The organism is Bacillus sp. RC240 (genome assembly GCF_044907945.1).
Taxonomy (GTDB): domain Bacteria; phylum Bacillota; class Bacilli; order Bacillales; family Bacillaceae_G; genus Bacillus_A; species Bacillus_A mycoides.
Window position 1 is genome coordinate 446308 of the sequence record NZ_JBIYCT010000001.1, and the last position, 23935, is coordinate 470242.

The 23935-nt window shown below is 35.1% G+C and carries 22 protein-coding genes and 1 pseudogene; 16 read left to right on the plus strand and 7 right to left on the minus strand.

Going from position 1 to position 23935, the window contains the following annotated elements:
• Window positions 1-2 precede the first annotated feature (2 nt).
• The 3 genes from ABH955_RS02230 to ABH955_RS02240 all read right to left on the minus strand — a co-directional run bounded on the left by ABH955_RS02230 (window position 3) and on the right by ABH955_RS02240 (window position 4011).
• Window positions 3-1790: a response regulator gene (locus ABH955_RS02230; RefSeq protein WP_404453115.1), complete on the minus strand. Its 1788-nt coding sequence runs from the start codon at window positions 1788-1790 to the stop codon at window positions 3-5.
• Window positions 1791-1904: 114 nt separating this feature from the next.
• Window positions 1905-2483 carry a sensor domain-containing protein gene (locus ABH955_RS02235; RefSeq protein WP_404453117.1) on the minus strand — a complete coding sequence of 193 codons (579 nt, stop codon included), beginning with the start codon at window positions 2481-2483 and terminating at the stop codon, window positions 1905-1907.
• A 202-nt stretch (window positions 2484-2685) separates the two neighbouring features.
• Window positions 2686-4011: an erythromycin esterase family protein gene (locus tag ABH955_RS02240; RefSeq protein ID WP_404449654.1), complete on the minus strand. Its 1326-nt coding sequence runs from the start codon at window positions 4009-4011 to the stop codon at window positions 2686-2688.
• Between the two features lie 360 nt (window positions 4012-4371).
• On the opposite strand from ABH955_RS02240, the gene ABH955_RS02245 reads away from it, so the two are divergent.
• The 7 genes from ABH955_RS02245 to ABH955_RS02275 all read left to right on the plus strand — a co-directional run bounded on the left by ABH955_RS02245 (window position 4372) and on the right by ABH955_RS02275 (window position 11211).
• Window positions 4372-5259, plus strand: a complete 888-nt coding sequence (locus tag ABH955_RS02245) for a type II CAAX endopeptidase family protein (RefSeq protein ID WP_113935888.1) — start codon at window positions 4372-4374, stop codon at window positions 5257-5259.
• Window positions 5260-5661: 402 nt separating this feature from the next.
• Window positions 5662-6729: a glycoside hydrolase family 113 gene (locus ABH955_RS02250; protein WP_404449650.1), complete on the plus strand. Its 1068-nt coding sequence runs from the start codon at window positions 5662-5664 to the stop codon at window positions 6727-6729.
• An 88-nt stretch (window positions 6730-6817) separates the two neighbouring features.
• A complete protein-coding gene (locus tag ABH955_RS02255; RefSeq protein WP_002084566.1) occupies window positions 6818-7009 on the plus strand; it encodes a DUF378 domain-containing protein in 192 nt (63 codons plus the stop codon).
• A gap of 209 nt (window positions 7010-7218) precedes the next feature.
• Window positions 7219-8301, plus strand: coding sequence for a 3-phosphoserine/phosphohydroxythreonine transaminase (serC, locus tag ABH955_RS02260; RefSeq protein ID WP_404453119.1), 1083 nt, complete (start codon window positions 7219-7221; stop codon window positions 8299-8301).
• A 12-nt stretch (window positions 8302-8313) separates the two neighbouring features.
• Window positions 8314-9486, plus strand: coding sequence for a 3-phosphoglycerate dehydrogenase family protein (locus ABH955_RS02265; protein WP_404449646.1), 1173 nt, complete (start codon window positions 8314-8316; stop codon window positions 9484-9486).
• A gap of 13 nt (window positions 9487-9499) precedes the next feature.
• On the plus strand, window positions 9500-10747 hold the full coding sequence (locus ABH955_RS02270) for a DUF1015 domain-containing protein (protein WP_404490825.1): 1248 nt from the start codon (window positions 9500-9502) through the stop codon (window positions 10745-10747).
• 86 nt (window positions 10748-10833) lie between these two features.
• Window positions 10834-11211: a hotdog family protein gene (locus ABH955_RS02275; protein WP_404449642.1), complete on the plus strand. Its 378-nt coding sequence runs from the start codon at window positions 10834-10836 to the stop codon at window positions 11209-11211.
• A 118-nt stretch (window positions 11212-11329) separates the two neighbouring features.
• Here ABH955_RS02275 and ABH955_RS02280 read toward each other — a convergent pair whose 3' ends face one another.
• Both ABH955_RS02280 and ABH955_RS02285 read right to left on the minus strand, forming a co-directional pair.
• A complete protein-coding gene (locus ABH955_RS02280; protein ID WP_404449640.1) occupies window positions 11330-12166 on the minus strand; it encodes a CPBP family glutamic-type intramembrane protease in 837 nt (278 codons plus the stop codon).
• Window positions 12167-12525: 359 nt separating this feature from the next.
• Window positions 12526-13557, minus strand: coding sequence for a S66 family peptidase (locus ABH955_RS02285; protein WP_404449638.1), 1032 nt, complete (start codon window positions 13555-13557; stop codon window positions 12526-12528).
• Window positions 13558-13868: 311 nt separating this feature from the next.
• Between ABH955_RS02285 and ABH955_RS02290 the strand changes: the two genes are divergently transcribed.
• The 7 genes and pseudogenes from ABH955_RS02290 to ABH955_RS02320 all read left to right on the plus strand — a co-directional run.
• Window positions 13869-14510: a hypothetical protein gene (locus ABH955_RS02290; RefSeq protein WP_404453121.1), complete on the plus strand. Its 642-nt coding sequence runs from the start codon at window positions 13869-13871 to the stop codon at window positions 14508-14510.
• A 215-nt stretch (window positions 14511-14725) separates the two neighbouring features.
• A complete protein-coding gene (locus tag ABH955_RS02295) occupies window positions 14726-14995 on the plus strand; it encodes a 2TM domain-containing protein (protein WP_002128109.1) in 270 nt (89 codons plus the stop codon).
• Window positions 14996-15345: 350 nt separating this feature from the next.
• Entirely contained in the window at window positions 15346-16185 is an 840-nt protein-coding gene (locus tag ABH955_RS02300; RefSeq protein WP_000747487.1) for a YitT family protein, read from the plus strand.
• A 227-nt stretch (window positions 16186-16412) separates the two neighbouring features.
• Window positions 16413-17090, plus strand: a complete 678-nt coding sequence (locus ABH955_RS02305; protein WP_000781971.1) for a response regulator transcription factor — start codon at window positions 16413-16415, stop codon at window positions 17088-17090.
• 1 nt (window position 17091) lies between these two features.
• On the plus strand, window positions 17092-18468 hold the full coding sequence (locus tag ABH955_RS02310) for a sensor histidine kinase (protein ID WP_098169107.1): 1377 nt from the start codon (window positions 17092-17094) through the stop codon (window positions 18466-18468).
• Window positions 18469-18999: 531 nt separating this feature from the next.
• Window positions 19000-19500 (plus strand): GNAT family N-acetyltransferase, encoded by a 501-nt coding sequence (locus tag ABH955_RS02315; RefSeq protein ID WP_404453125.1) that lies wholly within the window; start codon window positions 19000-19002, stop codon window positions 19498-19500.
• A gap of 149 nt (window positions 19501-19649) precedes the next feature.
• Window positions 19650-19778 (plus strand): annotated as a pseudogene (locus tag ABH955_RS02320) (DinB family protein); the annotation flags it as partial.
• A gap of 227 nt (window positions 19779-20005) precedes the next feature.
• Here ABH955_RS02320 and ABH955_RS02325 read toward each other — a convergent pair.
• Both ABH955_RS02325 and ABH955_RS02330 read right to left on the minus strand, forming a co-directional pair.
• On the minus strand, window positions 20006-21265 hold the full coding sequence (locus ABH955_RS02325; RefSeq protein WP_404449936.1) for an MFS transporter: 1260 nt from the start codon (window positions 21263-21265) through the stop codon (window positions 20006-20008).
• A gap of 69 nt (window positions 21266-21334) precedes the next feature.
• Complete coding sequence (locus tag ABH955_RS02330; protein WP_016101052.1) at window positions 21335-21958, minus strand: ArsR/SmtB family transcription factor; 624 nt, start codon at window positions 21956-21958, stop codon at window positions 21335-21337.
• A 184-nt stretch (window positions 21959-22142) separates the two neighbouring features.
• Here ABH955_RS02330 and ABH955_RS02335 point away from each other — a divergent pair, with 184 nt between their 5' ends.
• The gene (locus ABH955_RS02335) at window positions 22143-23207 is read left to right on the plus strand and encodes an ABC transporter permease (RefSeq protein ID WP_002185435.1); all 1065 of its coding nucleotides are present in this window, start codon (window positions 22143-22145) and stop codon (window positions 23205-23207) included.
• Window positions 23207-23878, plus strand: coding sequence for an ABC transporter ATP-binding protein (locus ABH955_RS02340; protein WP_002128101.1), 672 nt, complete (start codon window positions 23207-23209; stop codon window positions 23876-23878). Before ABH955_RS02335 ends, ABH955_RS02340 begins: the two co-directional genes overlap by 1 nt.
• Window positions 23879-23935 lie beyond the last annotated feature (57 nt).

Genomic DNA, 23935 nt, shown 5'->3' on the forward strand with positions numbered 1-23935 from the left:
TGCTATTCAATAATTCCAATTTCTAGAGCCTTTTGAACAGCTTCTTCTTTGTTACGGACTCCTAACTTTGTATAAGCTGTGGAAGCATAGTTTCTGACCGTACCATTCGATAAATATAACCTTGATGCTATGGTAGTGTATCGAAGTCCTTTTGCTACTAGCTGCAATATTTCTATCTCCCTAGCTGTTAGCTCATAGGCGGTTGCTTTTGATTGAGGTGTCTCTTTTTGCTCATCAAACTTCTCAAATATTTTGTGAGACATTCCCTGATCAATCAGTGTCCCACCTTTGTGAATAAGTTGGATCGTATTAGCTAGCTCCAACGTTTCAATAGATTTGAGTAAAAAACCATCCGCACCGTTGCGAAGCGATTCCAACGCCTGTTCGGTATCTTGAAAAGTTGTAAAAATCAATACGCGGATATGTGGCCATTGTTGCTTAATCTTTTTGGTTGCTTCGACTCCATCCATGTGCTGCATATCTAAATCCATAAGTATAACATGGGGTTGAAGGCGCCCACACAAATCGATGGCTTGATTGCCATCCTCAGCCAAACCGACTACATTTAAATCTTCATATCTATCGAGTAGTGTCCTCAAACTTTCCCGAACAAATGGCTGATCATCTACAATTAACAAACGAATAAGTCCATCTTTTATTTCAGTTTGTCGCGGTATGGTACATGTAACAAGCATTCCTTCCTCTGGCTTTGTATATACAGACAATTGACCTTGCAAATTCATTGCCCGTTCTTTCATCGCATTCATACCGAAGCCTTCCTGCCATTCTACATTTCCTTTTCCATTATCTTGAACTTCTAACCTCGTATATTGTTGTTCAAACTGCAATGAAACTATAATTTCAGTCCCCTGGCCATGACGTACTGCATTCGTAAGGGACTCTTGTAAGCAACGAATGAATGCGATCTTCGCTTGCTGAGATAGTTGATATTCCTCTCCGAATGTCCTAAAACTTACATTTACCTGAGCGTGCTCCTGAAATTCGGCTCCAAGATTTTGTAGAGATTGAATCAAGGAAGGGGATTGACACGGAGAATCCATTTGATGTAGGTAACCTCTCACGTCCTCAATACTTTTACGTCCCATTTCAAGCAGAGAATCTAGCCTCTGTATACCCATCTCAGTAGCAAGTTCGGTACGCAACGTTTCCATCCCCATAATAATAGAAGTATAAGCGTGACCAACTGTATCATGAAGCTCGCTCGACAGCCTGTTCCGTTCTTCTGCCAGTGTAATGCGTTCAATCTGAGACATATATTGCTCAAGTACCGCGTTTTGTTTACGAATTACTTCATTTTGCTTATGATTGGCGATTAATAAATGAAAAGCGAATCCCATTACATAAGCGAATCCATAGTAGGTGACCATAGTCCAATAGCTATTACTTGGCGCAACAGCATAGAAAATTCCAGTTGTTATAAAAACTGTTGTTGGAGCTGTCCAATAATAGGACAAATGCTTACTATTTACAGCAATTAGAAACACTGATATAAGAAATATGTTGTAAGCTTCCGGAAATAATGAGGTTAAATATATACATTGTCCACCATATAGCAGTATTTCTGTGAACAAGTAATATTTGTAATTGAACAGTAAGGCTACCCATGGAATTGAGAAGGCAACAACCTCCCAAAGAATAATAATCCAAAGTGGCAATGTTAACCCATCCTGAAAACTTAATGTAGCTAGGATGATAGACACACTAGTAAGTAGACGTATCCCTAACATAATCCAATCGTACCAAAACCAATACTTAACCATATCTAACAAGTCATTTACCCCCTAAGTAGCCTACCTTTTTACTTCATATATTATAATTTAATCCTTCATGCCTATTATACTTTTAAATTTAAAACTGCGATACTACGCACAGATTGCAAACTTCTATCGATTTAGTTGCCGAATCATGCTACGTGTATAGCCCCCAAGTTTCTTTGTCAAACCATCTACTATTCTAATACTTATGGCGGTAAATACTATACCCATAAACATTACAAAGAGGGACTTGGCAAAAGTATCTATCTGTATGAATATAATATTCATTTCGATGTATTGATACAGTAGTGGTGCCAACAGCAACATAAGTGGCATTACATAAAAAATGATTGCACTAATGAGACTGAAAATGCCAATCACTAATTTCTGCATTAACCAAAAGACAGCAGACCAAGTACGATGATCTGTAAGCACTAATTTCACCTGAGTCCAGTTCGATGTATCTATTGTTATACTTCTATCATAAGAGTCTGTTGAAATATCTGTATAAATTTTCGTCTGTATGCGCTCGAATTGGATAAAAGGTGTAGTAGTCTGTAGTACGCGTATAACTAGTGGAATCCCAATTACCGTAAATGAAAGGGTGAAGCTGAATAGCAGAGCTATTAGATAAAAACAAAAATAAAACAATCCTGTAACGAAAGTTAGCAATAAAAAATAACCATTCTGGATGAATCTTGATTTCATAAAGTTCATCGCTCCTATCTATGTAATAACCGAATTGTACTGCTTTTTTTGTCATTCTCACTAGTGTAAAAGTGTCATATGACATTTCTAAATGATGCTAAAAAGGGGAGAGTAACCTACTTCTGGTTAAAAAAGATGCTTATATTAATCTCCATAAAACAATCCCGTTCTTGCAGATGCGAGAAGGGATTGTTTTGTACTTTTATTTAATATGAGATGGACTTGTTTTTCGAATATGAAAAATAATATCAAATTGCTCAAGCAATGACTTATCAAAGTATGCCGATTCGTTCGGTAAGAGTCGTGCCCCTATACTTAGTAATGGTCTTTTTGCTTTAACCCATTTCTCTGCTGGTCCTTTAAGGTGACGATTATCCAATAAAAACATTTTATATGGTACTTTTCCGAGAGTATAATTGAAACTATTTACATCTTGTGGAATCGGATCCGTTATAATCTTATCTCCTGTGTCGTTGTATAAGGTGAAATTCCCCTCCGTAGTTGTACTGCCAATTGTGACATAATTATTGTCTAAACGTTCCTTCAAATACTGCCCCGCAACATAAGGGTATAATTTCTCATCGATAATTCCTTTAGCTATATGAATATTGTGTCCCCATACCATTGTTTTACCACCCAATGTCTCTTGTGCCCACATTGCATGATCGGCCAAGTATTGCTCATGTAGCCTTAACATACTTGGATAGTCGTTAGGAATTAGCATTGTGGTAAATTTCTCTATTGCACTTGCCGTTGCTTTCGCCCAGATGTACTCGGGTGAAGCTATTTCTGTGTTGGATTGCTTATTCTCATCTTTTAGTAATCGAGCTACTCTCTCAGCGTTTGCTTTGAACTTTTCTTTTATTTCAGGAGCAAGGTCCATATATTCCTGTGTACTTCCATTAAAAGCCGACAATTCTTTATAATTTTCTTCTACTTCTGCCAGCAAATCTGGTCGATGCAGCCTTACATAATCAATTACTTTATTAAAGCAACCTTGGTCCAACTCCTTTAAGTCGAGCCCAATAAATTGGATCTTTTTTTTATTGGATGGATCAGCATTATAATCTTTCATCCACTCAATCATGGCTAAAATTTCATCAGTAGGATATAAATAATTTAAAAATTCCCTAGGGTTTCCTTTTCCTGTTTGGATATATTCATTTAGCTTTAAGCCGTTTCCCCAATCTTCTTCCATTGTGAAATTTGTAAAACCCATCTCAGTAACCAAATATTTCACAAGGCGAAACTTCATAGTGAAAATTTCAGAGCTTCCATGAGTATTCTCTCCTAATCCTACATATTGTGCGCTCCCAATCATTTTCTTAAGTGGTTTTAAATCCTCAAATGATTTTGACGGCTCTATCGTTTTTAATGGATAAGCCTGTGATTGTATTGATTTAACTATATTTTTTTGGATTGATTGGCCTGAATTTTCGACTGCTACTGTTTGAGCCTTTCCTACTTCTACACATCCTGTGACTAATAAAGCTGTACTAACCATTGCAATTATTCTTTTCTTATTCATTTTTTTCCACCTCAATTGAATTATTTTTAAAAGCGAGATTGATTCATGTACTTGCACGAATCAATTGCCTTAATTCAATTGTTATTTATTCCATATCATATTTTCTAGTTACATATTGTCATAAGGTTAATTGACACAGGTCATATGCTAATCATTACACTTTTGTACTATCGGTTATGACAACTTATAAATAATAATTGCATGGATGAGTCGCAAGTAAAACTAGATTATGAATTTGGGAGGGATTTTAAAGATGAATGAATCTGTATACAAAAATATTTTTATTCTAAGTTGTGTCTGTAGAAATGACAAGAAGTAAATTCGATAAACAAGTGAATGAAAAGGGAAGGGCGGATTACAATGAGATTACACGCAAAATCGTTCCACAATAAAGATAAAATCCAACGTGCTAAAATAGGACTTCAACTATTTCTGAGTATCTTAATCATTACTTCTATTATCCTAAATGTAGTAGTAATAATTACGAAAAGTATGCCGCTTATTGTGGTATATATGTTTACCCCAGCATTATCTTCTATTTTGACTCGCATAATACTGAAAGAAGGGTTTAAAGATGTATCTTTTAGTCTCGGTAACTTAAAGATATGGAAGGGGATTGGTTTTGCTCTGCTAATCCCTATGATTATTTGCGGAATTACTTATTCTATCGCCTGGTTGAGCGGAATTGCGGGGTTTCAGCATCCCGAAGGTGGTATGTTAGAACCAATCTACAATATGCTTGGACTTCAGTATGTAACGGCACCATTCAGTTTCATTTATCTAGTAGTATTGAGCGGCATTTTCGGAAGCTTGCTTGGCTTAATCCCAGCTTTGGGAGAAGAAATGGGGTGGCGAGGTTATATGCTCACAAGGCTAGTTGATGCAGAGTTTTCACGGCCCATCCTTATTAGTGGATTGATTTGGGCAACGTGGCATGTTCCAATTGTTATTGCTGGCCTATATGTAGCGGGACCATCTGTCGTTCTTTCAGTACTTGGTATCTATCTTTGTATTGTGCCATTCGGTTATATTACAGCTTATTTACGACTTATCACAGGTAGCATTTGGCCTTCGGTTATCATCCATGCTACTTGGAATGCCATTATTCAAGGACCTTTCACACGTGCAAGTACAGGATATCAAACTGAGATTTGGATTGGAGAATCTGGCTTGATAACCGCTATTATTATCTTAATTACTGCAATAATTACGTCTCGAATAGTGAATTTTACCAAATATCATAATTAGGCGGATGTTATATACAAATATAATGGAGGTGTAATCATGAATATTCAAAGATATGAAAGTAATACGAATGAAGTAAATGTAAAAGTAATACAAACAAAAAGCGAATATAGATAAAAATTTTTTGATACATTTATGAGTATAAAAATTTATTTATAAGAAAAGATAGATGTGGTTAGATTATCAGAAAAAATTCAATAACTTCAATCGTGAAAAGATAAAAAAGGAGCGGAAATACGCTCCTTTTTTATTTACCTTACTATTTTTAGGAGGTTAGTATGAATAAGGTATGGATAAAGGGTGAATAGCATTTTTATTGATGAAATTTCATTAATATTCTTGTGGAATATATGTGAAACATTGTATAGAATAAGCAAGTATGTCAAAAATTATAGGAGGAAACTTGTGAAGAAAAGTAAGAGTTTAGTAAGTATTTTAGGAGCGTGTATCATGTTGTTTTCTTTTTGTTTCCAGGGAAATATACAGGCGGATGTAAATACTGTTCAATCTGGAAAAATAAAATCAGGAAACGTAACGGTATGGGAAGTAGGCAATGTAGCGAAAGTGTTAGCAGATGTAGAGCGCTTGAATTTAAATACGGTGAATGTACCTATTCAAGTAGATATTTCGGATGTAAATTCGGCTAATATGGTAATTAATCAGGCGCAAAAGAAACAAGCTATTATTTTAATTCAAGAATTATTAAAGCATAATATACAAGTTATATTGGAGCCGTTTCCGTTTATTCAGCAAGGAAATATTGGAGAAACAGAGTGGAACCCTAGTAATATTAACGATTTCTTCTGGAATTGGAAAACTGTTGTTTTACAAGATATTTTTAATTCCATTACAAGTAAGTACAATATTTATGGGCTGAAAATCGCTTCTAATTTCGTGAATATGGAATATGCAGAAGGATATTGGAATGATACGATTAATTTTGTTCGCCAGCAGTATAAAGGAAATGTTTTGTATCAAATGAACTGGTGGTTAACTGCAAGTTGGGATCCTTCTTTTGAGGCGAAATTTAAAGAGAAAATAAATCGCCCGTATTTAAAAAAGGTGGACATTGTAAGTATTGATAGTTGGTTTGAAGTTTCAGGAAAAAGAAATCCATCATACGAAGAAGTAAAACAAAGCTTATTTGCGACGACAGTATACAATCGTGGCCAAAATGTCGTTCAGCAACTTGAGACATTACATAAAACAACTGGAAAGCCAGTTTATTTTGGTGGATTTAATGTGCCAGCACGTGAACTTGGACTACAAAGCCCGTGGAACCCAGATGTTACGAATGTGTTTTCGAAAGATGTACAACTTAACGGGTGGCGTGCTTACCGAGATGTATTAGAAGCGAAGCCATATTTTAAAGGTTTTTCAATTTGGTTTATCGGATCTAATGATAGTAATCATTCATATCAAATACATAGTAAAGAAGCAGAGACAGTTATTAATGGCTGGTATCGAAAATAAATTTTATAAAATAGGTAAGTTTTAGAATCTATTACATATATTTTAGTGAAAGGCCTTTCACCATCTTATCACCTAGGGGGCAATCATAATGAAATTTTTGTCATACCTTACAGTAATTTTGGTGATTCTTGGCGGTTTGAATTGGTTGTTTGTGGCGTTAGATTATAATGTAGTTGAGAAATGGTTTGGTTCTATGCCGGCGCTTGTGGATACTATTTATTGGCTCTTTGGTCTTTCAGCTATTTATCAAATTTTCGATCGGTTCTTTACGAGTAAGTAGCTATTATACTTAATTACTAGAGTGTTAAGTACGATTATGTACTTAACACTTTTTTGTATGTTTATAAAAAGCAGGGTGCACATGCAAGCGATTCCATTGCGTCTTGCGCCGTAATAACGGAAAACAAATTGACCGTGTATTGTATATAGGTTATAATTCAGAAAGTTTAAAAAATAATAAAAATGAGAAATAGGGAGGTTATCTGGGTGATGGAGAGAGTGTATAATTTTTCAGCAGGACCATCTATACTCCCTTTGCCAGTTTTAGAGAAAGTGCAAAAGGAGCTTGTAAATTATAACGGGACAGGCATGTCTGTTATGGAAATGAGCCATAGATCTTCTTATTTCCAAAGTATTATTGATGAAGCAAGTAGCTTACTTCGTGAATTAATGAACATTCCTGATGAGTATGAAGTTTTATTTTTACAGGGCGGTGCGTCATTACAATTTTCTATGATACCGTTAAATTTAATGAGTACGTATAAAAAAGCTGGGTACGTACTGACAGGTTCATGGTCTAAAAAGGCGCTGCAAGAAGCCGGAAAAGTAGGAGAAGTACAAGTGATTGCTTCTTCTGAAAAAGAGAAGTTTACTACGATTCCTAAAATGGATGATTTACCAAATGGTGAAGAACTAGATTATGTACATATTACAACGAACAATACAATTGAGGGGACAAAATATGTGGATATTCCACATTTAGAAAGAGTACCGCTCGTTGCGGATATGTCCTCAAATATTTTATCAGAACAATATGATGTTACGAAGTTTGGTCTCATATATGCGGGTGCGCAAAAGAATTTAGGGCCAGCGGGTTTAACGATTGTAATTATAAAAAGAGATTTAATTGGCAGTGCAAATAGTACTTGTCCTACGATGTTAAACTATGAAACTTACAGTGAAAATAACTCCCTATATAATACACCGCCAACCTTTAGTATTTATGTAGCAAAACTTGTACTAGAGTGGTTGAAAGAACAAGGCGGGGTATCTGCGATTGAAGAACAAAATAGAATGAAATCTTCACTTCTTTACAATTTTTTAGATGAATCTAAATTGTTTACTTCACCAGTTGATCCCACGTATCGGTCACTTATGAATATTCCGTTTACAACACCGTCAGAGGAGCTTAACAATCAGTTTTTACAAAAATCGAAAGAGCGCGGTTTCGTTACGCTAAAGGGACATCGTTCAGTCGGCGGTATGCGCGCTAGTATTTACAATGCGATGCCAACCCAAGGTGTACAAGAATTAGTAGACTATATGAAGGAATTTGAGCTTGAAAATAGATAGGGAGATGGGGATATGTTTCGTGTTCAGACGTTAAATCAAATTGCGGAAAAGGGTTTGCAAATTTTTGATGGGAATCGCTATGAAATTGGAGACAAAGTAGGTCATCCAGATGGTATTTTACTTCGCAGCTATTCTTTACATCAAGAAGAGTTTTCCGAAGATTTAAAGGCAATTGCAAGAGCTGGTGCCGGTGTAAATAATATTCCTGTTGAGCGTTGTACGGAAAAAGGGATTGTAGTATTTAATACGCCAGGGGCTAATGCGAATGCAGTGAAGGAACTTATTATCGCAAGCCTTATTATGTCTTCCCGTAATATTATAAACGGAGTGAGCTGGACGAAAGAGTTGGATGGAGAAGAAGTACCACAGCTTGTTGAAGCTGGGAAGAAGCAATTCGTTGGGTCAGAAATTGCAGGGAAACGTTTAGGTGTTATCGGTCTTGGCGCAATTGGTGCTTTAGTTGCGAACGATGCGTTATCTTTAGGGATGGACGTTGTCGGATACGATCCGTATATATCTGTTGAAACAGCATGGCGTCTTTCTACGCAAGTACAAAGAGCGTTTAGCTTAGATGAAATTTTTGCAACATGTGATTATATTACACTTCATATTCCTCTTACGAACCAAACGAAGGGGATTATTGGTGAACACGCGATCGAAACGATGAAAAAAGGAATGCGTCTATTCAATTTCTCAAGAGGGGAACTTGTTGATGAAACAGCTCTTCGAAAAGCGCTAGATGAAGAGATTATTCAGCATTACGTAACGGATTTTCCGAATGAAAATGTTATAAAGATGAAAAATGTAACAGCAACTCCTCATCTCGGTGCATCTACGTCTGAATCTGAAGAAAATTGTGCAGTAATGGCTGCACGTCAATTACGTGAATATTTAGAGACAGGTAATATTCGTAATTCAGTAAACTATCCAAACGTAGAACTTCCGTACATTGGAAAAAAACGAATTACAATTATGCATCAAAACGTTCCGAACATGGTAGGACAAATTACAGGATGTTTAGCAGAACATCATATTAATATTGCGGATATGATTAATCGTAGTAAACATTCTTGGGCGTACACAATGATTGATATTGATAACGGAATTGATGATATAATGAAAGAGAATATTGTGGAAAATATAAGCAAAATCACAGGTGTTGTAGCTGTTCGAATGATTGTGTAAAGGAGAGAGAAACTTGGCAAAAATCCGACCGTTTCGTGCTATTCGTCCAGTAGAAGGAAAAGCAGCACAAGTAGCAGCTTTTCCTTATGACGTATTAAATAGTGAAGAGGCAAGAGAAGTTGTAAAAGGGAATCCATATTCTTTCTTACACGTTGATAAAGCAGAAATTGATTTAGACCCGGCACTTTCACCGTACGATGATCGCGTATATGAAAAAGCGGGTGAAAATTTAAAGCAATTTATACAAGAAGAAGTGTTCGTTCAAGATGAGGAGCCAGCGCTTTACATTTATGAACTGACGATGCAAGGAAGAACGCAGTCAGGCCTTGTCGTTTGTACATCGATTGACGAGTATGAAGATGATACAATTAAAAAACATGAAAGAACGCGTCATGAAAAAGAACTTGATCGTATTCGCCACGTAGATGTGTGTGACGCAAATACGGGGCCAATCTTTTTAACGTATCGTACAAAAGAAGAAGTGAAACGTTTCATTGCAAGCTGGAAAGAAGAACATGCGCCAATCTATAAATTTACAGCAGAAGATGGTGTGGAGCATGTTGCGTGGAAGATTGCAGATGAAGAAGTAATTGCCACTTTAGTAAAGGCATTTGAAGATATTCCTAACTTGTACATTGCAGATGGACATCACCGCTCTGCATCAGCTGCAAAAGTAGGGCTAATGCGAAGAGAGCAATATCCGAATTACATAGGAGAAGAGGAATTCAATTTCTTCCTATCTGTTTTATTCCCTCATGATGAATTATCAATTTGGGACTATAACCGGGTTGTGAAAGATTTAAATGGCTTATCAGTAGAGCAATTTTTAAAGCAAGTTGCGCAATATTTTTATGTGGAAGAAGCAGGGGGTTCACCGTATAAACCAAATGAGCCAAAATCATTTGGAATGTATGTAAACGAGAAGTGGTATAAGCTCACTGTGAAAGAGGAAACGTTTGATGCGAATGATCTTGTTAGGCGTTTAGATGTATCTATTTTACAAGATCATTTAGTAAGTCAGGTGCTTGAAATACATGATCCACGCTCAGATTCACGCATTGATTTCGTCGGCGGAATCCGCGGATTAGAAGAACTAGAACGTCTTGTGAATAGCGGTGAATACAAAGCAGCATTCGCATTATATCCGACATCAATGGAAGATTTATTAACAATCGCAGACGCTGGAGAAGTAATGCCGCCGAAATCAACGTGGTTTGAACCGAAACTTCGTAGTGGGTTGTTTGTTCATTCGCTAAAGTAAATATAGACTTCTACAGTTTTGAAAACCGAAATGATTTTTAATTTCGGTTTTTCTTATTTTAAAAGTGTTTTTGAGGAGGGGTATGGATGAAATTGCAAGTAGGCGAAAAAATCACCTTTGAGCGAACTTTTACAAAAGAAGATGTTGTTTTATTTACAGAAGTATCTAAAGATGAAGGTGTTCATCATGTTACACCGGATGAACAAGGACGATTTGTTGTACAAGGACTTTTAACATCAACGTTGCCTACAAAAATTGGCGGTGATTATAACGTGCTAGCTCGCAAGATGGACTTTGAATTTTTACGTCCTGTCTTTAGCGGTGATACCATTCGTTGTGACGTAACCATTGAACAATTTGAACCCGATGAAAAAAATCGCACAAAAATTATTGCGCTATTTACATGTAGGAATCAACTTGAAAAAGAAGTAATGAAGGGGAGTTTTTCTGGGATAATTCTGTAATGGTTAGGCAGAGGGGGTGAATGAAAAGGATATAAAGTGGTTGATGGTCCCTTGTCCATCAACCTAAGAAAACAGATTAACCCAAAATGAAAAATCCTTCACATAGTAACAATTTTAATTAAGTTGTGGTGTGCTTCAATGGTGGTAAACTATTATATCTTAATAGTTCTGAATGCCTTTTAATAAAAGGGATAATCCACATTAATCCAATTGTTATTAGCACAGTAGATATTAAAAGAATGATAGTTAAATCAGGTTGTGCTGAAGGTGTGCTTGTAGACTGTAAAGCAGAAAAGATATCTCTCGAAGCTACAATTATATTATTAACCATGTGAGCTATTATAGAAGGGAATAAACTTTTAGTTTTCAAGTACATTAAACAAGAAATAATCCCAAATAGTGTGGTTCCAAATACATTATTTAAATGTAAAATACCGAAGCAGACGGAAGAGAATATAACTGCCTTTTTTATTCCAAATTTATACGTAAAACGACTAAGAATAAAGCCTCTGAACAAAATTTCTTCACAGATAGGAGCGATGAAAGAAAGAGTTATGGCTTTCATTAAAACAAACCACATGCTTTTTGTTTTAACTATTTCGTTTGTATCCTCTAACGAAGTGTCCGTTGGTAGTAATGAAAATACCATCACGATTAGCAATAACATACCTAATCCAAAAAGCATAGTCATAATTGCTGATGCAAAAATTGTTCTAAAAGAAAAGGAAGATGGTTTTGACAAGTAAGTTTTAAACGAGATATTATATCTTTTAAACTTAAAACCAATCCAAAACATAGGGATAGCATAAATTGAAATAATAAGAGCGATATTTAACTTTACATCTTTAGGAATTTCTTTGAATAATAAAGGTAAAATAAACATCATTATTACAAACGAGATAATAGCCCACATTAAAATGAACCTTGTTTTCATATGATCAAAAAGTTTATCCAATAATAGCCTCCTGTAGTTTTATATAGTATTCTATATTTCATTATATCAGTTTAAAGGGATATTTTGGTATTTTGTTTAGTGTAGGTTATCGGCTATTTTGGGTCACGCTACATCGATATCAAGCTAAGGTTTTATACAACCTATAAAGCAAAAAAATAAGCTATCCTTTCTGTAGAATTATTAGGAAAGGATAATTTATTTTTTTTTGGTGATTCGTAACGAACTGCAACTGATTATTCAATAATTACAAAGACATAGGTGTCCTCATGTTCTAGAACACCTAACATTTATAATTTCTTAACACTCTAAGCTTGATTGAGATGGGGGAGGGAACCCCCACGCTTATTTAAATTTCCACTTTATTCCACACCACTTTCTAAAATAGAGAAAGACTCATTTTCACAATCAATTTCTGCCATCGCACCGTAAGGTAAAATAAACTTTGGTTCGGTATGGCCAAAATTTAAATTATAAAGAATCGGCAAATCTTCTAAGTTATGTTCTTTCATAACTTTCAGTATTTCGTGTTTATATTCTTCATAATACTTTTCGTCTTTTGGTTTACCAAAAATGATGCCTTTTGCTTTTTGTAGAATGCCTTGCGCTGCATAATTTCGTAACCAATACTTTATATAACTTGGTTCTGGATGGTCTTCAGAAGTTTCAAAGAAAAGGATACTATTCTCCCAATGTTTTTTCTTAGGCCAAAGTTCCGTTCCTTTTGCAAATTCCAGTACTTCCATACAACCACCAATTAAACGCCCTTGTACAGTAGTAGAGCCTTGAAGTAGCTCATATCCATTGTTTTGCTGCATCGTACGCCGTTGATCCTTATTCGCCTCTATCCATTCTAGACGCTCACTCGTCCATTCATGAGCTGGTTGAATCTCGCCAATATTCTCATTTGAAAAGAGAGTTCGATTCACCATTTCAATTGTATATGGATCCATCTCCACATTTTCGGCAAAATCAGTTAAGATTGCTGGACCGTAAAAAGAGGGAATTCCTGCTTTATGACAAAACAAATGTGAAACGGTATCGTCAGAGTAGCCCATAAAGATTTTCGGATTTTCGCGTATAACATTAAAATCTATATAAGGAAGTAAACGGATGCTATCTTCACCGCCAATATTCGTAATAATTCCTTTAATACGAGTATCTTTAAATGCTGTCATTAAATCTTCTGCACGAGCCTCAGGGTTGTTGTAAAGGTATTCGCTACCTTTTAAACTATTTGGCATTGGGACAACCTTAAGACCGAAGACGTCTTCTAATCTTTTTACTCCTTGCTCATATCGCCATCTTAGCTTAGAATCACCAGCACCTCCCCATGAAGAACTTACTGTCGCCACAATATCTCCTGGCTGTAATCTTTTTGGTTTCATTAACATATTAATTCCGCTCCTACATATGTAATTAACTACGACTATACAAACCGTAGAGTTGAAGAACATAGTACATGACATTTAATTTCGCCACCATTAACAAATACACCTGCTGTTATTTATGAACCTAACAATATTGTTGAATATATGAATAAAATACAATAAATCTTTTTATCAAACTTTATATTTAAAAATTACAGTATGCAACATTGCATGCGAAAGGAGGTTGCTATTTTTTATAACCTGTAACTATAATGGTTACAGGTTGGTCGTATCCAATCAAAAAAATATAATCATCATGAATGGAGAGGTTACATATGGGTATGAAAAAAATAATTTTAGCAGGTGCTTTAGGGATCGCAGCATTATCAGGAACGAATTTACCAGGATTAGAACTATCAAAAGCGAGTGCCGCTTCTATTGAATCGAATTTCTCGACGTTAGAAGGGCGAGTAGTAGAAGTAGATAACGGTGTAATTGTCGTAAAATCTAAGCAATATGAGGAGCCTGTAAGTGTATATATAGATTCCCTTTCAAATGTGAAAGTAGGGGATGAGGTTAAAGCTACTGGATCTATGATGCGTAATTTTACTGAATATATGAGTGCAAATACAGTTGAAAATACGTCAAATAAATTAGGTATGCACATGAAAGAAGATGGTTCTCCTGATTATGTAATTGGGGAAGTATCAAAAGTAGGAACGATGGAAGATGAAGGAGATAGTTCTACTAAATATGTTGTAGTGCAGTATCCATCAGTAAATGGGAAGAAAGCTATTATTGAAGTGTACTTAACTAAAGGACAAGTATTTAATACGGGTGAGAAAGTAAAAATTGATATGAAGTATGTAGGCTGGGGCGGAATTTCTATTAACTACAACACAACGGATCATATCGAAAAAGTTCATGAAGTAAAGAGCAACGTTGAAAATAATGAGGATGTATGGATCTGGTCTTAATAAGGCGAGTATAAGTCGTTATTTGCAATTTACTCCAAACAATAAATGTAAAAACTAAATGTATCATGCAGTACCCATCAAATTATCATGTGTATGACAATTTGATGGGTATTTTTTATTTTGTGTTTTTTTGAGAATAAGGGATTTTCGATTAGAATATGATGTTTAAATCGGAGCGAGTTTAAAAAATACAATAATGAAAGAGGTGTTTAAGGATGGAGCGAGATGAGGTTTATTTACGAGCTAAAAAAAGGATGGAGAATTTAAAAGCGTTTTACATTCATTTAACGGTCTATATACTAGTTAACTTAATGCTTTTTTTTATAAATATAAGCTCTGATTCAAGCAAATTATGGTTTTTATATCCACTTGGAGGTTGGGGGATCGGTATCGTTATACACGGTTTGACAACTTTTCCATTTGGGATATTCGGAAAAGAGTGGGAAGAACGAAAGATTAAAGAATATATGGAGAAAGATAAGTAAATTTATTCCTGTAATGTATGAATATAAAAATTTATATAAATCTCTGTGCTCACACGCTTGATGCGAAGTCTATTCTATAGCTTCGCCTATTTGTTTTTTATTCGAAGTTTGTGCGAGTAAGTGTTCATATTCATTTTTTAGCGTGAATTGCATGTGAAATCAAAACTTTACTTGTAGTACATAATAAATACAGTTGTTTTACTTTTTAAATTACATGTGGATATAGGATAAAGTTGTTTTATCATCCTATATTAAAATAAAAATAAACCACTGTTCGATTTGAATATTCCACGATATAATGGTGAGAGTTTATGGCAGAATAAATATTTACATAAGAAGTGAGGTACTGTATGAAAAAAAGAACGACAGACATTATTTTTATTATTATTGGTGCATTTCTTTTTGCGTTAGGTGTCAATTTGTTTGTTATCCCGAACGAGTTTGGTGAGGGCGGGGTAACAGGTATCACGATTATTACGTACTATTTATTTGAGTGGTCACCAGGCTTAGTCAACTTAATTTTAAATGCAATATTGTTAATAGCTGGTTATAAATTTTTAAACAAGATCACAACAATTTATACGATTATCGCTGTAGTTACGAACTCGCTATTTCTTCATTTGACAGAAGGCTGGACGATTGCTTCAGATGAAATGCTCGTAAATGCCATTTTCGGAGGAATATTTATCGGGTGCGGGATTGGTCTTATCATTCGTGTTGGCGGAACAACTGCAGGTACTACGATTTTAGCAAGGATGACGCATAAGTATTTAGGGTGGAGCATTAGCTACGGTCTACTGTTCTTCGATTTAATCGTTGCGTTTTCATCTTATTTCATCATTGGTGCAGAAAAACTGATGATAACAATTATTATGCTATATGTAGCAACGAAAGTGATGGAGTTTGTAATTGAAGGTTTAAATCCGAAGAAAGCCATTACGATTATTTCTGATAACCCGAATGAAATTGCCGGGAAGGTAACTACCTTAATGGGCAGAGGGGTTACCGTGTATTCAGGTCATGGCTATTACACGAAAACTCCGAAGGAAATTCTTTATATTGTTATTAATAAGCAAGAAGTAGTGAAGCTAAAACGGATTGTTCAAACTACGGACCCGGCTGCGTTCATCGCTATACACGATGTTCGTGATGTATTTGGAGAAGGATTTGTTGATATTTCTAAGGCTTAGAAATTATTTTTTATTAAAATAATCTTAATACTAAAATGTGAGAATCTATTTTGAATAATTTTTTTCAAAATAGATTCTTTTTATTTATCTTAAAATGTTGGCTTGTAGCGTATTATGTATCAACTCTTATTCAAAAAAACTAATAGCAGTTTGTTTTTCTTTTTCTTGCAAAAAGTACAATTGTTTCTTAATGTAAGAATGTAGAAGGATGAACAAGAGAGGGTTTAATGAAGATGATACATATTTTATTAGCTGATGATGATAAACATATTAGAGAGTTATTGCATTACCATTTACAAAAAGAGGGCTTTAAAGTTTTTGAAGCGGAAGATGGAAAGGTAGCGCAAGGCGTTTTAGAGAAAGAAAATATTCATCTTGCGATAGTAGACATTATGATGCCGTTTGTTGATGGCTATACGTTATGCGAAGAAATCCGGAAGTATCATGATATACCTGTTATTTTATTAACTGCAAAAGATCAGCTAGTCGATAAAGAAAAAGGATTCATTTCTGGTACGGACGATTATATTGTAAAACCATTTGAACCAGCTGAAGTAATTTTCCGTATGAAAGCTTTATTGCGCCGTTATCAAATGCTTAGTGCTGATATTATTACATTACACGGAACGACTATTGATCGAAAAGGGTTTGAAGTGAAGTGTAACGGTCAGACGATTTTGCTTCCATTAAAGGAATTTGAATTATTATCACAACTTGCTAGTTATCCTGGAAGAACCTTTTCAAGAGAAGAATTAATTGAATTAGTATGGGGAATGGATTTTGAAGGAGATGAACGAACAGTTGACGTTCATGTGAAGCGACTGAGAGATCGTTTTTCAAAACGAACAGATGATTTTCAAATTACGACAGTACGCGGACTCGGTTATAAGTTGGAGTTGAAATAAAATGAAATCACTATATTCTAGATTTGTTTTTATGACAGTCGGTATTATGCTTCTTAGTAGTATTATCGGTTTTTTATTAACGAACGTATATTATCAAGTGAAGTTAAAACCGTACAATAGTGAAAAGATTTTAATGTATGCTAAAGAAGTAAAATCATTATATGAAAAGCAAAGTGAAGAGAATAAAGAGGCATACTTACAGTCTATTGCGAAGTTAGGGTATGAAATTTATATTGTAGATGACGAAAATCATGGAAAGCGTATTGGGAATGCGTTTCGTAAGATAACAATTAGTGATGATACCGTTCATAAAGTATTGCAAGGTGAGACGTTTAATGGCGTTTCCACATATCCAACGCGCCTCTTTATTACAGGATTTTTCGATAATGAATTAATTAATAGTGTCGGTGTACCGCTAAAACACGATGATAAACAGTACGCTTTATTCATTCGCCCTGATATTCAGCAACAATTCGGCGAGATGAGAATTTTTCTAGCGGTATTACTCGGTTTCATCGTTGTATTAAGTATCATTTTTATAGCGATTGCAGCAGGGTATATTGTTCGTCCTATTCGAACATTTACGAAAGCGACTCAAAAGATTGCAAGTGGTGAATATGATATCGAATTAGATGAAAATCGAAAAGATGAAATTGGTACACTAGCGACTAATTTTCAAAAGATGACAAAGAGCATTAAAGAATTAGACCAAATGAGACAAGAGTTTGTTTCTAACGTTTCTCATGAATTCCAATCTCCACTTTCTTCGATACAAGGTTTTTCGAAAACATTACAATCGGAGAATATGAGTGAAGAGGAAAGAAAACGTTACTTGAAAATTATTGAGGGTGAAAGTAAGCGGATGTCTAGTTTATGTAAACAGTTACTTACGCTTGCTTCATTAGATAAAGAAGAGAAAGTTCTACAAATGAAAGAGTTTCACTTACAAAAGCAAATTAAAGACGTCATTTTTATGCTCGAATGGAAATGGCGGGAAAAAGATATCGCTGTTGAGTTTGATGTGCCAAACATCGTCATAAAAGGTGATGAAAACTTACTTCATCAAGTATGGAGTAATATTTTTACGAATAGCATTAAGTTTTCAAACGATGGCGGAACCGTTGAATTTGTTGTAGAAGAATTAGAATCTAGCGTTATAATCTCTATATCAGATAACGGAATTGGTATGGAAAAAGAAGAAATGGATCGTATATTTGATCGTTTTTACAAAGTAGATACAGCAAGAGCGAGAAACGTAGAAGGTAGCGGTTTAGGGTTATCAATTGTGCAGAAAATTGTTGAACTGCATCAAGGAACCGTTTCGGTATATAGTACGAAAGGGGAAGGGACGACTGTTCGGGTTGAGCTTCCGAAATAAATGAAAAAGAAGAAATGTGAATGTACATCATGATTATCATTGTAGTAACGTGTATTCAATGTCACACATAATATCAAAAAAGTACATCACTTATATATTTAAAGATACATAAATATCAATAGTAAAGATAGTAAGGGGTGAATGCCCCTACTATCTTTTTTTATCTAAACAGATAAATTTAAAATACATAGTCATAATAGATAATCTATGATATTAGGTATATTATTTTATGGTGGAGGACGTAGCCTTGGTGCGAGGACCTTGACTTTAAGTATTTAAAGGAGTTAGTAGCTAAATGACAATATCCCTTAAGCAAAAAAATAAAGGATAAATAGCATGAGGTTGTATCCATTAGAGAAGCACAAACAGATAATGGGACAATGTACTATCTTAGGGATGAAAACTTGGACTTTATACCATTGGCCAATAAATAAACTTTTTAATTCAACTAACTGGCATAGTTGAAGAAGGAATTTCTCTAAACTTTGAAGAATTTATATTCAAAAATATGTTAAGGAGCTTGTCAATTATATGGAATCCATTAGCAAAAGCGAAGTGAAGCTACGAGATATCATAGAGGAAGATCTTCCTATCTTTTTCGAACAACAACTAGATTCAACGGCGAACTATATGGCTGCTTTTACAGCTAAAGACCCCACTGATAAGGACGCATTTTTTGACCATTGGAAAAAAAATATTGCTGACGAGACTATTACAATTAAGACTATATTATTCAATGGCATTGTCACTGGACACGTCTCGAACTTTGAACAGTTCGGCGAACCCGAAGTAAGCTACTGGATTGGGAAGGAATATTGGGGTCATGGTATTGTAACTTTAGCGTTGTCAGAGTTTCTGGAGTATATTAAGATACGCCCACTTTATGCTCGTTCCGCTAAAGATAACCTCGCCTCCATCAGGGTATTGGAAAAATGCGGGTTTAAAATCATCTCTGAAGATAAGGGTTTTTCCAACGCAAGAGGCAAGGATGTTGAAGAATTTATTTTGAAGCTTGAACCTTATGATATGTAATTTAATACCTCAATTCGTATTTGATGAAGATGAATATAGGACAGAGATTAATAAAATCTTATTGAACTAACGCATGTGTTAGTTGAACAAAAATTAAAAAAGCCTGTATCAACGATTACTTGGTAATCAACGATACAGGCTTTACCTTTTCCGAAAAAGAGCTTGAACAAAATTCATTTGAGGGTAAATTACTGGACACCATGCTTCATGATGCTTATCATACAGGCCGAATTATTCAATTAAGGAAGATACAGAGGGCATGGCCATCAAATCGTTAACTGAACGTTTTAGTTATTCCATTAAAGGGCGCTCTTGTTGAATAAAACTTAGATTTTTAAACAACTTTATTGTTATATTTTTTAGTGAAGTGAAGTATCTTACATACAAAATTAAACAAGCATAATCCCGTCCTATATTTAGAACGGGGTTATGCTTGTTTGAGATAATAAAATTAAATAATTTTATTATAACTACACATTACGGATTAGATAATATTTTCTTTCTGCTATAAAGCCGCACCTTTCCCGCGCTCTTCCTTAAACCGAAGCTCAAAAGTATCCGCTGTAATTTCATCAGCTTTCGGCAATGAACGTAATTTCGGATGAAGTAGCCATACGAGAGAAATGAATAAAATTCCGATGCTAGCGAGCGCGAAAATGAGTTGGCTACTAAATACATTTGCGGTGTAACCGCCAATTAAAGAGCCGAACGGCATAGCGATTGTACCCATGCTTCGTGTGACTGAATTGATGCGTCCAAGATATTGATTTGGAATTAAAGTTTGACTAATTGTCGCAAATAATATGTTGGTCGCACCAATTGGTATCCAAGCTAAGCCGAATAAAAAAATTGATAACCATTGAAACGGTACAAACGTAGAGAGAAACCAAAAGAAAGCGCTAGTCGCAAAGCTAATAATAGAGACATGGCTAATATTATGTTTACCAACCCATGAACTGAATAGTGCTCCAATTAAACTACCGGCGGATATAGCGGCTAAAAAGAAACCGTATAATTTAACCCCTCCTAAAGAATCGGCGAAAGAAGGGAGTATTGCCATCGTCATACCGATTGAAAAATTAGCGACAACTGAACCGATTAAGAAGATGCCCATTAATGAACGAAAGACGATTGAAAAGCCTTCTTTTAAATCAGAGAAATATTGCTTTGTTGAAAGTGATGTGCCTGTTTCGGTTTGTGTCGGCATTTTTAATGAAATAAACAAAATCGCAGTAATCGCGAATGTGAAAGAGTCGATTACATATAAAGTGATTGCGCCAAATAGTGCTACTAATATTCCAGAAAGGGTCGTACAAATTAAGTCAATGCCTTGATACGCAAATGAAAAGAGAGAGTTTCCTTTTAATAATTGTGTTTTATGCAGTAGAAGTGGTAAAGCTTTTGACTGTGCGGGATAGGCGAATTGTTCGATAAAGGCTACGATGGGCATAATGATGAGTAGTAGTTGAACTGTTAATAGATCGAAGTAGTGTGTAATAGGAATGATTAATATAAGAATGCATTGCAGGACTTGTGTGATTACAAGGGTGTTTTTGATTGACCATCTATCAACGAATGGACCGGTAAGAAATTGTAATGCAGAAGGTAATAATGTAAGGAAACCAGCCAATCCAGAATAAAAAGGATCACCACTCAGCTCATATACGAGCCACATCGCTGCTACATAATACAAACTATCTCCTATGTTTGTAAAAATTCTCCCTAAAAATAGTAAGAGGAAATTCCGGTTTTTTAATATGTCCACTTTATCTACTCCTTTATAAAAAATTTATTCGGTAAAATAAATTTGACCGTTTATGTAAAAAAAATCGCATTACGATTTTTCTTCTTTTTTTACAAATTGCTGCATTGTTCTCTCAGCGATTTGAAGTGCAGTAGTAGAAATATAATAAGCTTTACTATTTGGATCTTTATCCGCACTTTTTGTGATTTCGTTTAATTCAGCCATTAATTCATGAAACTTTTTCACCCACACTTGAAATTGTTCTGGCGTAGCATCAAATTCCCAGCAGGATGAAACGTAATTCCACTCAGCTGGGTCTTCACTTGCATTTCGTAATGTAAAAGATTCTTCTGGTGCAGCGAGAATATGGCTTTTCGTTCTTTCCGTCATTTGTAAAAAGATTTGGCGACCTGATTCGCTTAATATTTCTAAATGAGGTAATAGGTCCGCGGCAGGGGTAAATCCTTTAGCGACAGATTGATAAAACTTTTGAACGATGCCATTCTTTTCTTCTGTATATACGATTTCTATAAGGCCATTCTTCTCTAATTCTTTTAAATGATAATGAATTTTCGCCCTTGAAATGCCGAATTTTTCAGATAGCAGTTGTCCTGTATAAGGACGTTCGCATAGACGCATCATCATTTCGGCACGTAGTGGATCGCTTATTGCTTTTAGTTGGCTATAAGTAGTTAGTGTTAACACGGGCTTCAAAATGATCAACTCCTCAAATTAAATTACTCGGTCAAGATTATTTGACTGAATTGTATCAAGGATTTCATTTGTTTTCAATACTTTCTGAAAATTTAATCTTTCTTCTGTAATCTTCTGTTCATATTCCGTTCATATTTCTTTTTTATGATAAGTGCATAGAAAGTAATAGGAAGGAGCGAGCGAAATGTTTTTAGCTCTGCGTGAATTAAAACAATCAAAATTAAGATATGGATTAATCGGACTTATTATGGTGTTATTATCATTTTTAGTCCTTGTAATTTCAGGATTAGCAAATGGATTATCATATGATAATGCTTCATCGATTCAAAATATGGAGGCAAATAAATTTGTACTAGCGGATGATGCGGAAAATAAATTACTTCGTTCACAAATTAAGAAAGAAGATGTAGATAACGTAGTAAATCAAGCAGGCGAGAAAGAGGCAGTTCCGTTTCGTGTGAAAGTTTCAACGTATGAAAAGAAAGATAGTTCGAAAAAAGTGGATGTTGCTATTTTCTCAAGTGAACGTGATTCATTTTTAGAACCGAAAATTGTAAAAGGTGAGAAATTAGGTACAGCAAATAACGAAATGGTTGCTGATGAATCAATTAAAGAAAAAGGAATCGATATTGGGGATACAATTATTGATCCTGTTTCAAAGAAAGAATTTAAAATCGTTGGATTTACGAAAGATCAAATGTTTAGCCATACACCAGTCGTTTATGTAAATGAAGACGTATGGGGCGCTATTTCACAACCAAACCAAAAAGATTATAGTGCAATTGCGCTTAATACAGATAAAGAAATTAAAAATGCACATGTTATCGACAAAAAAGAAGTGCTACAAAGTATTCCAGGATTTAAAGAAGAGCAAGGAACATTAACGATGATCATTGCGTTCTTACTTGTTATCGCTGCGTTACTAATCGGTGTATTCTTCTACGTAATTACACTGCAAAAAACACAGCAATTAGGTGTACTAAAAGCAATTGGAACGAAAAATTCTTATTTAGCAAATAGCTTAGTCGTACAGGCGTTATTCTTATCAGTCGTTGCGATGGTAATCAGTATTGTTCTTGTACAAGGATTAGAACAAATTTTACCAGCGGGTATGCCGTTCTTATTAACAACACCGATGATTGCACAATATGCAGCAATCTTTATCGTAATTAGTATTTTAGGAACACTTATTTCGTTATACCAAGTATTAAAAGTTGATGCATTAGAAGCAATTGGAGGCGGGATGTAATGACTTCATTATTAAAATTAGACAAAGTAAGTAAAGTGTACGGAGAAGGGAATACGGAAGTAACAGCCCTTCATCCGATGTCGCTTGATGTGAAAGCTGGAGAATTTATCGGAATCGTCGGTCCTTCTGGATCAGGGAAAAGTACGTTATTATCAATCGCGGGTGCTTTACTATCACCGTCAAAAGGGGATATTTACATTCGCGAGCAAAATATTACGAAGTTATCAGAAAAGGAAATGACAGACATTCGTTTGAAAAAAATCGGCTTCATTTTCCAGTTCGCAAATCTTGTTCCATATTTAAATGTAAAAGAACAATTGCTTTACATTGCAAAGTTAAAAAAAGACAGCAAACAAGAATCGGAAAAGCGTGCGGATCACTTGCTAGCAGCATTTGGATTATCTGAAAGAAAAACTCATTATCCAAATCAACTATCGGGCGGGGAAAAACAAAGGGTAGCAATCACTCGTGCTTTCATGAACAACCCAGATTTAATATTAGCGGATGAACCAACTGCAAGCTTAGACTCAAAACGCGCACGTGAAGTCGTGGAAATGATGAAACGTGAAGTGAAAGAAAGTCAAAAAGCAGCAATTATGATTACGCATGATGAAAGAATGCTTGATGTATGTGATCGTATATTGACACTTAGAGATGGACAGTTAATATAAAGAAAAAAGGCCAACCGTACATATATGTGCAGTTGGCCTTTGTATGATTATTTTAAA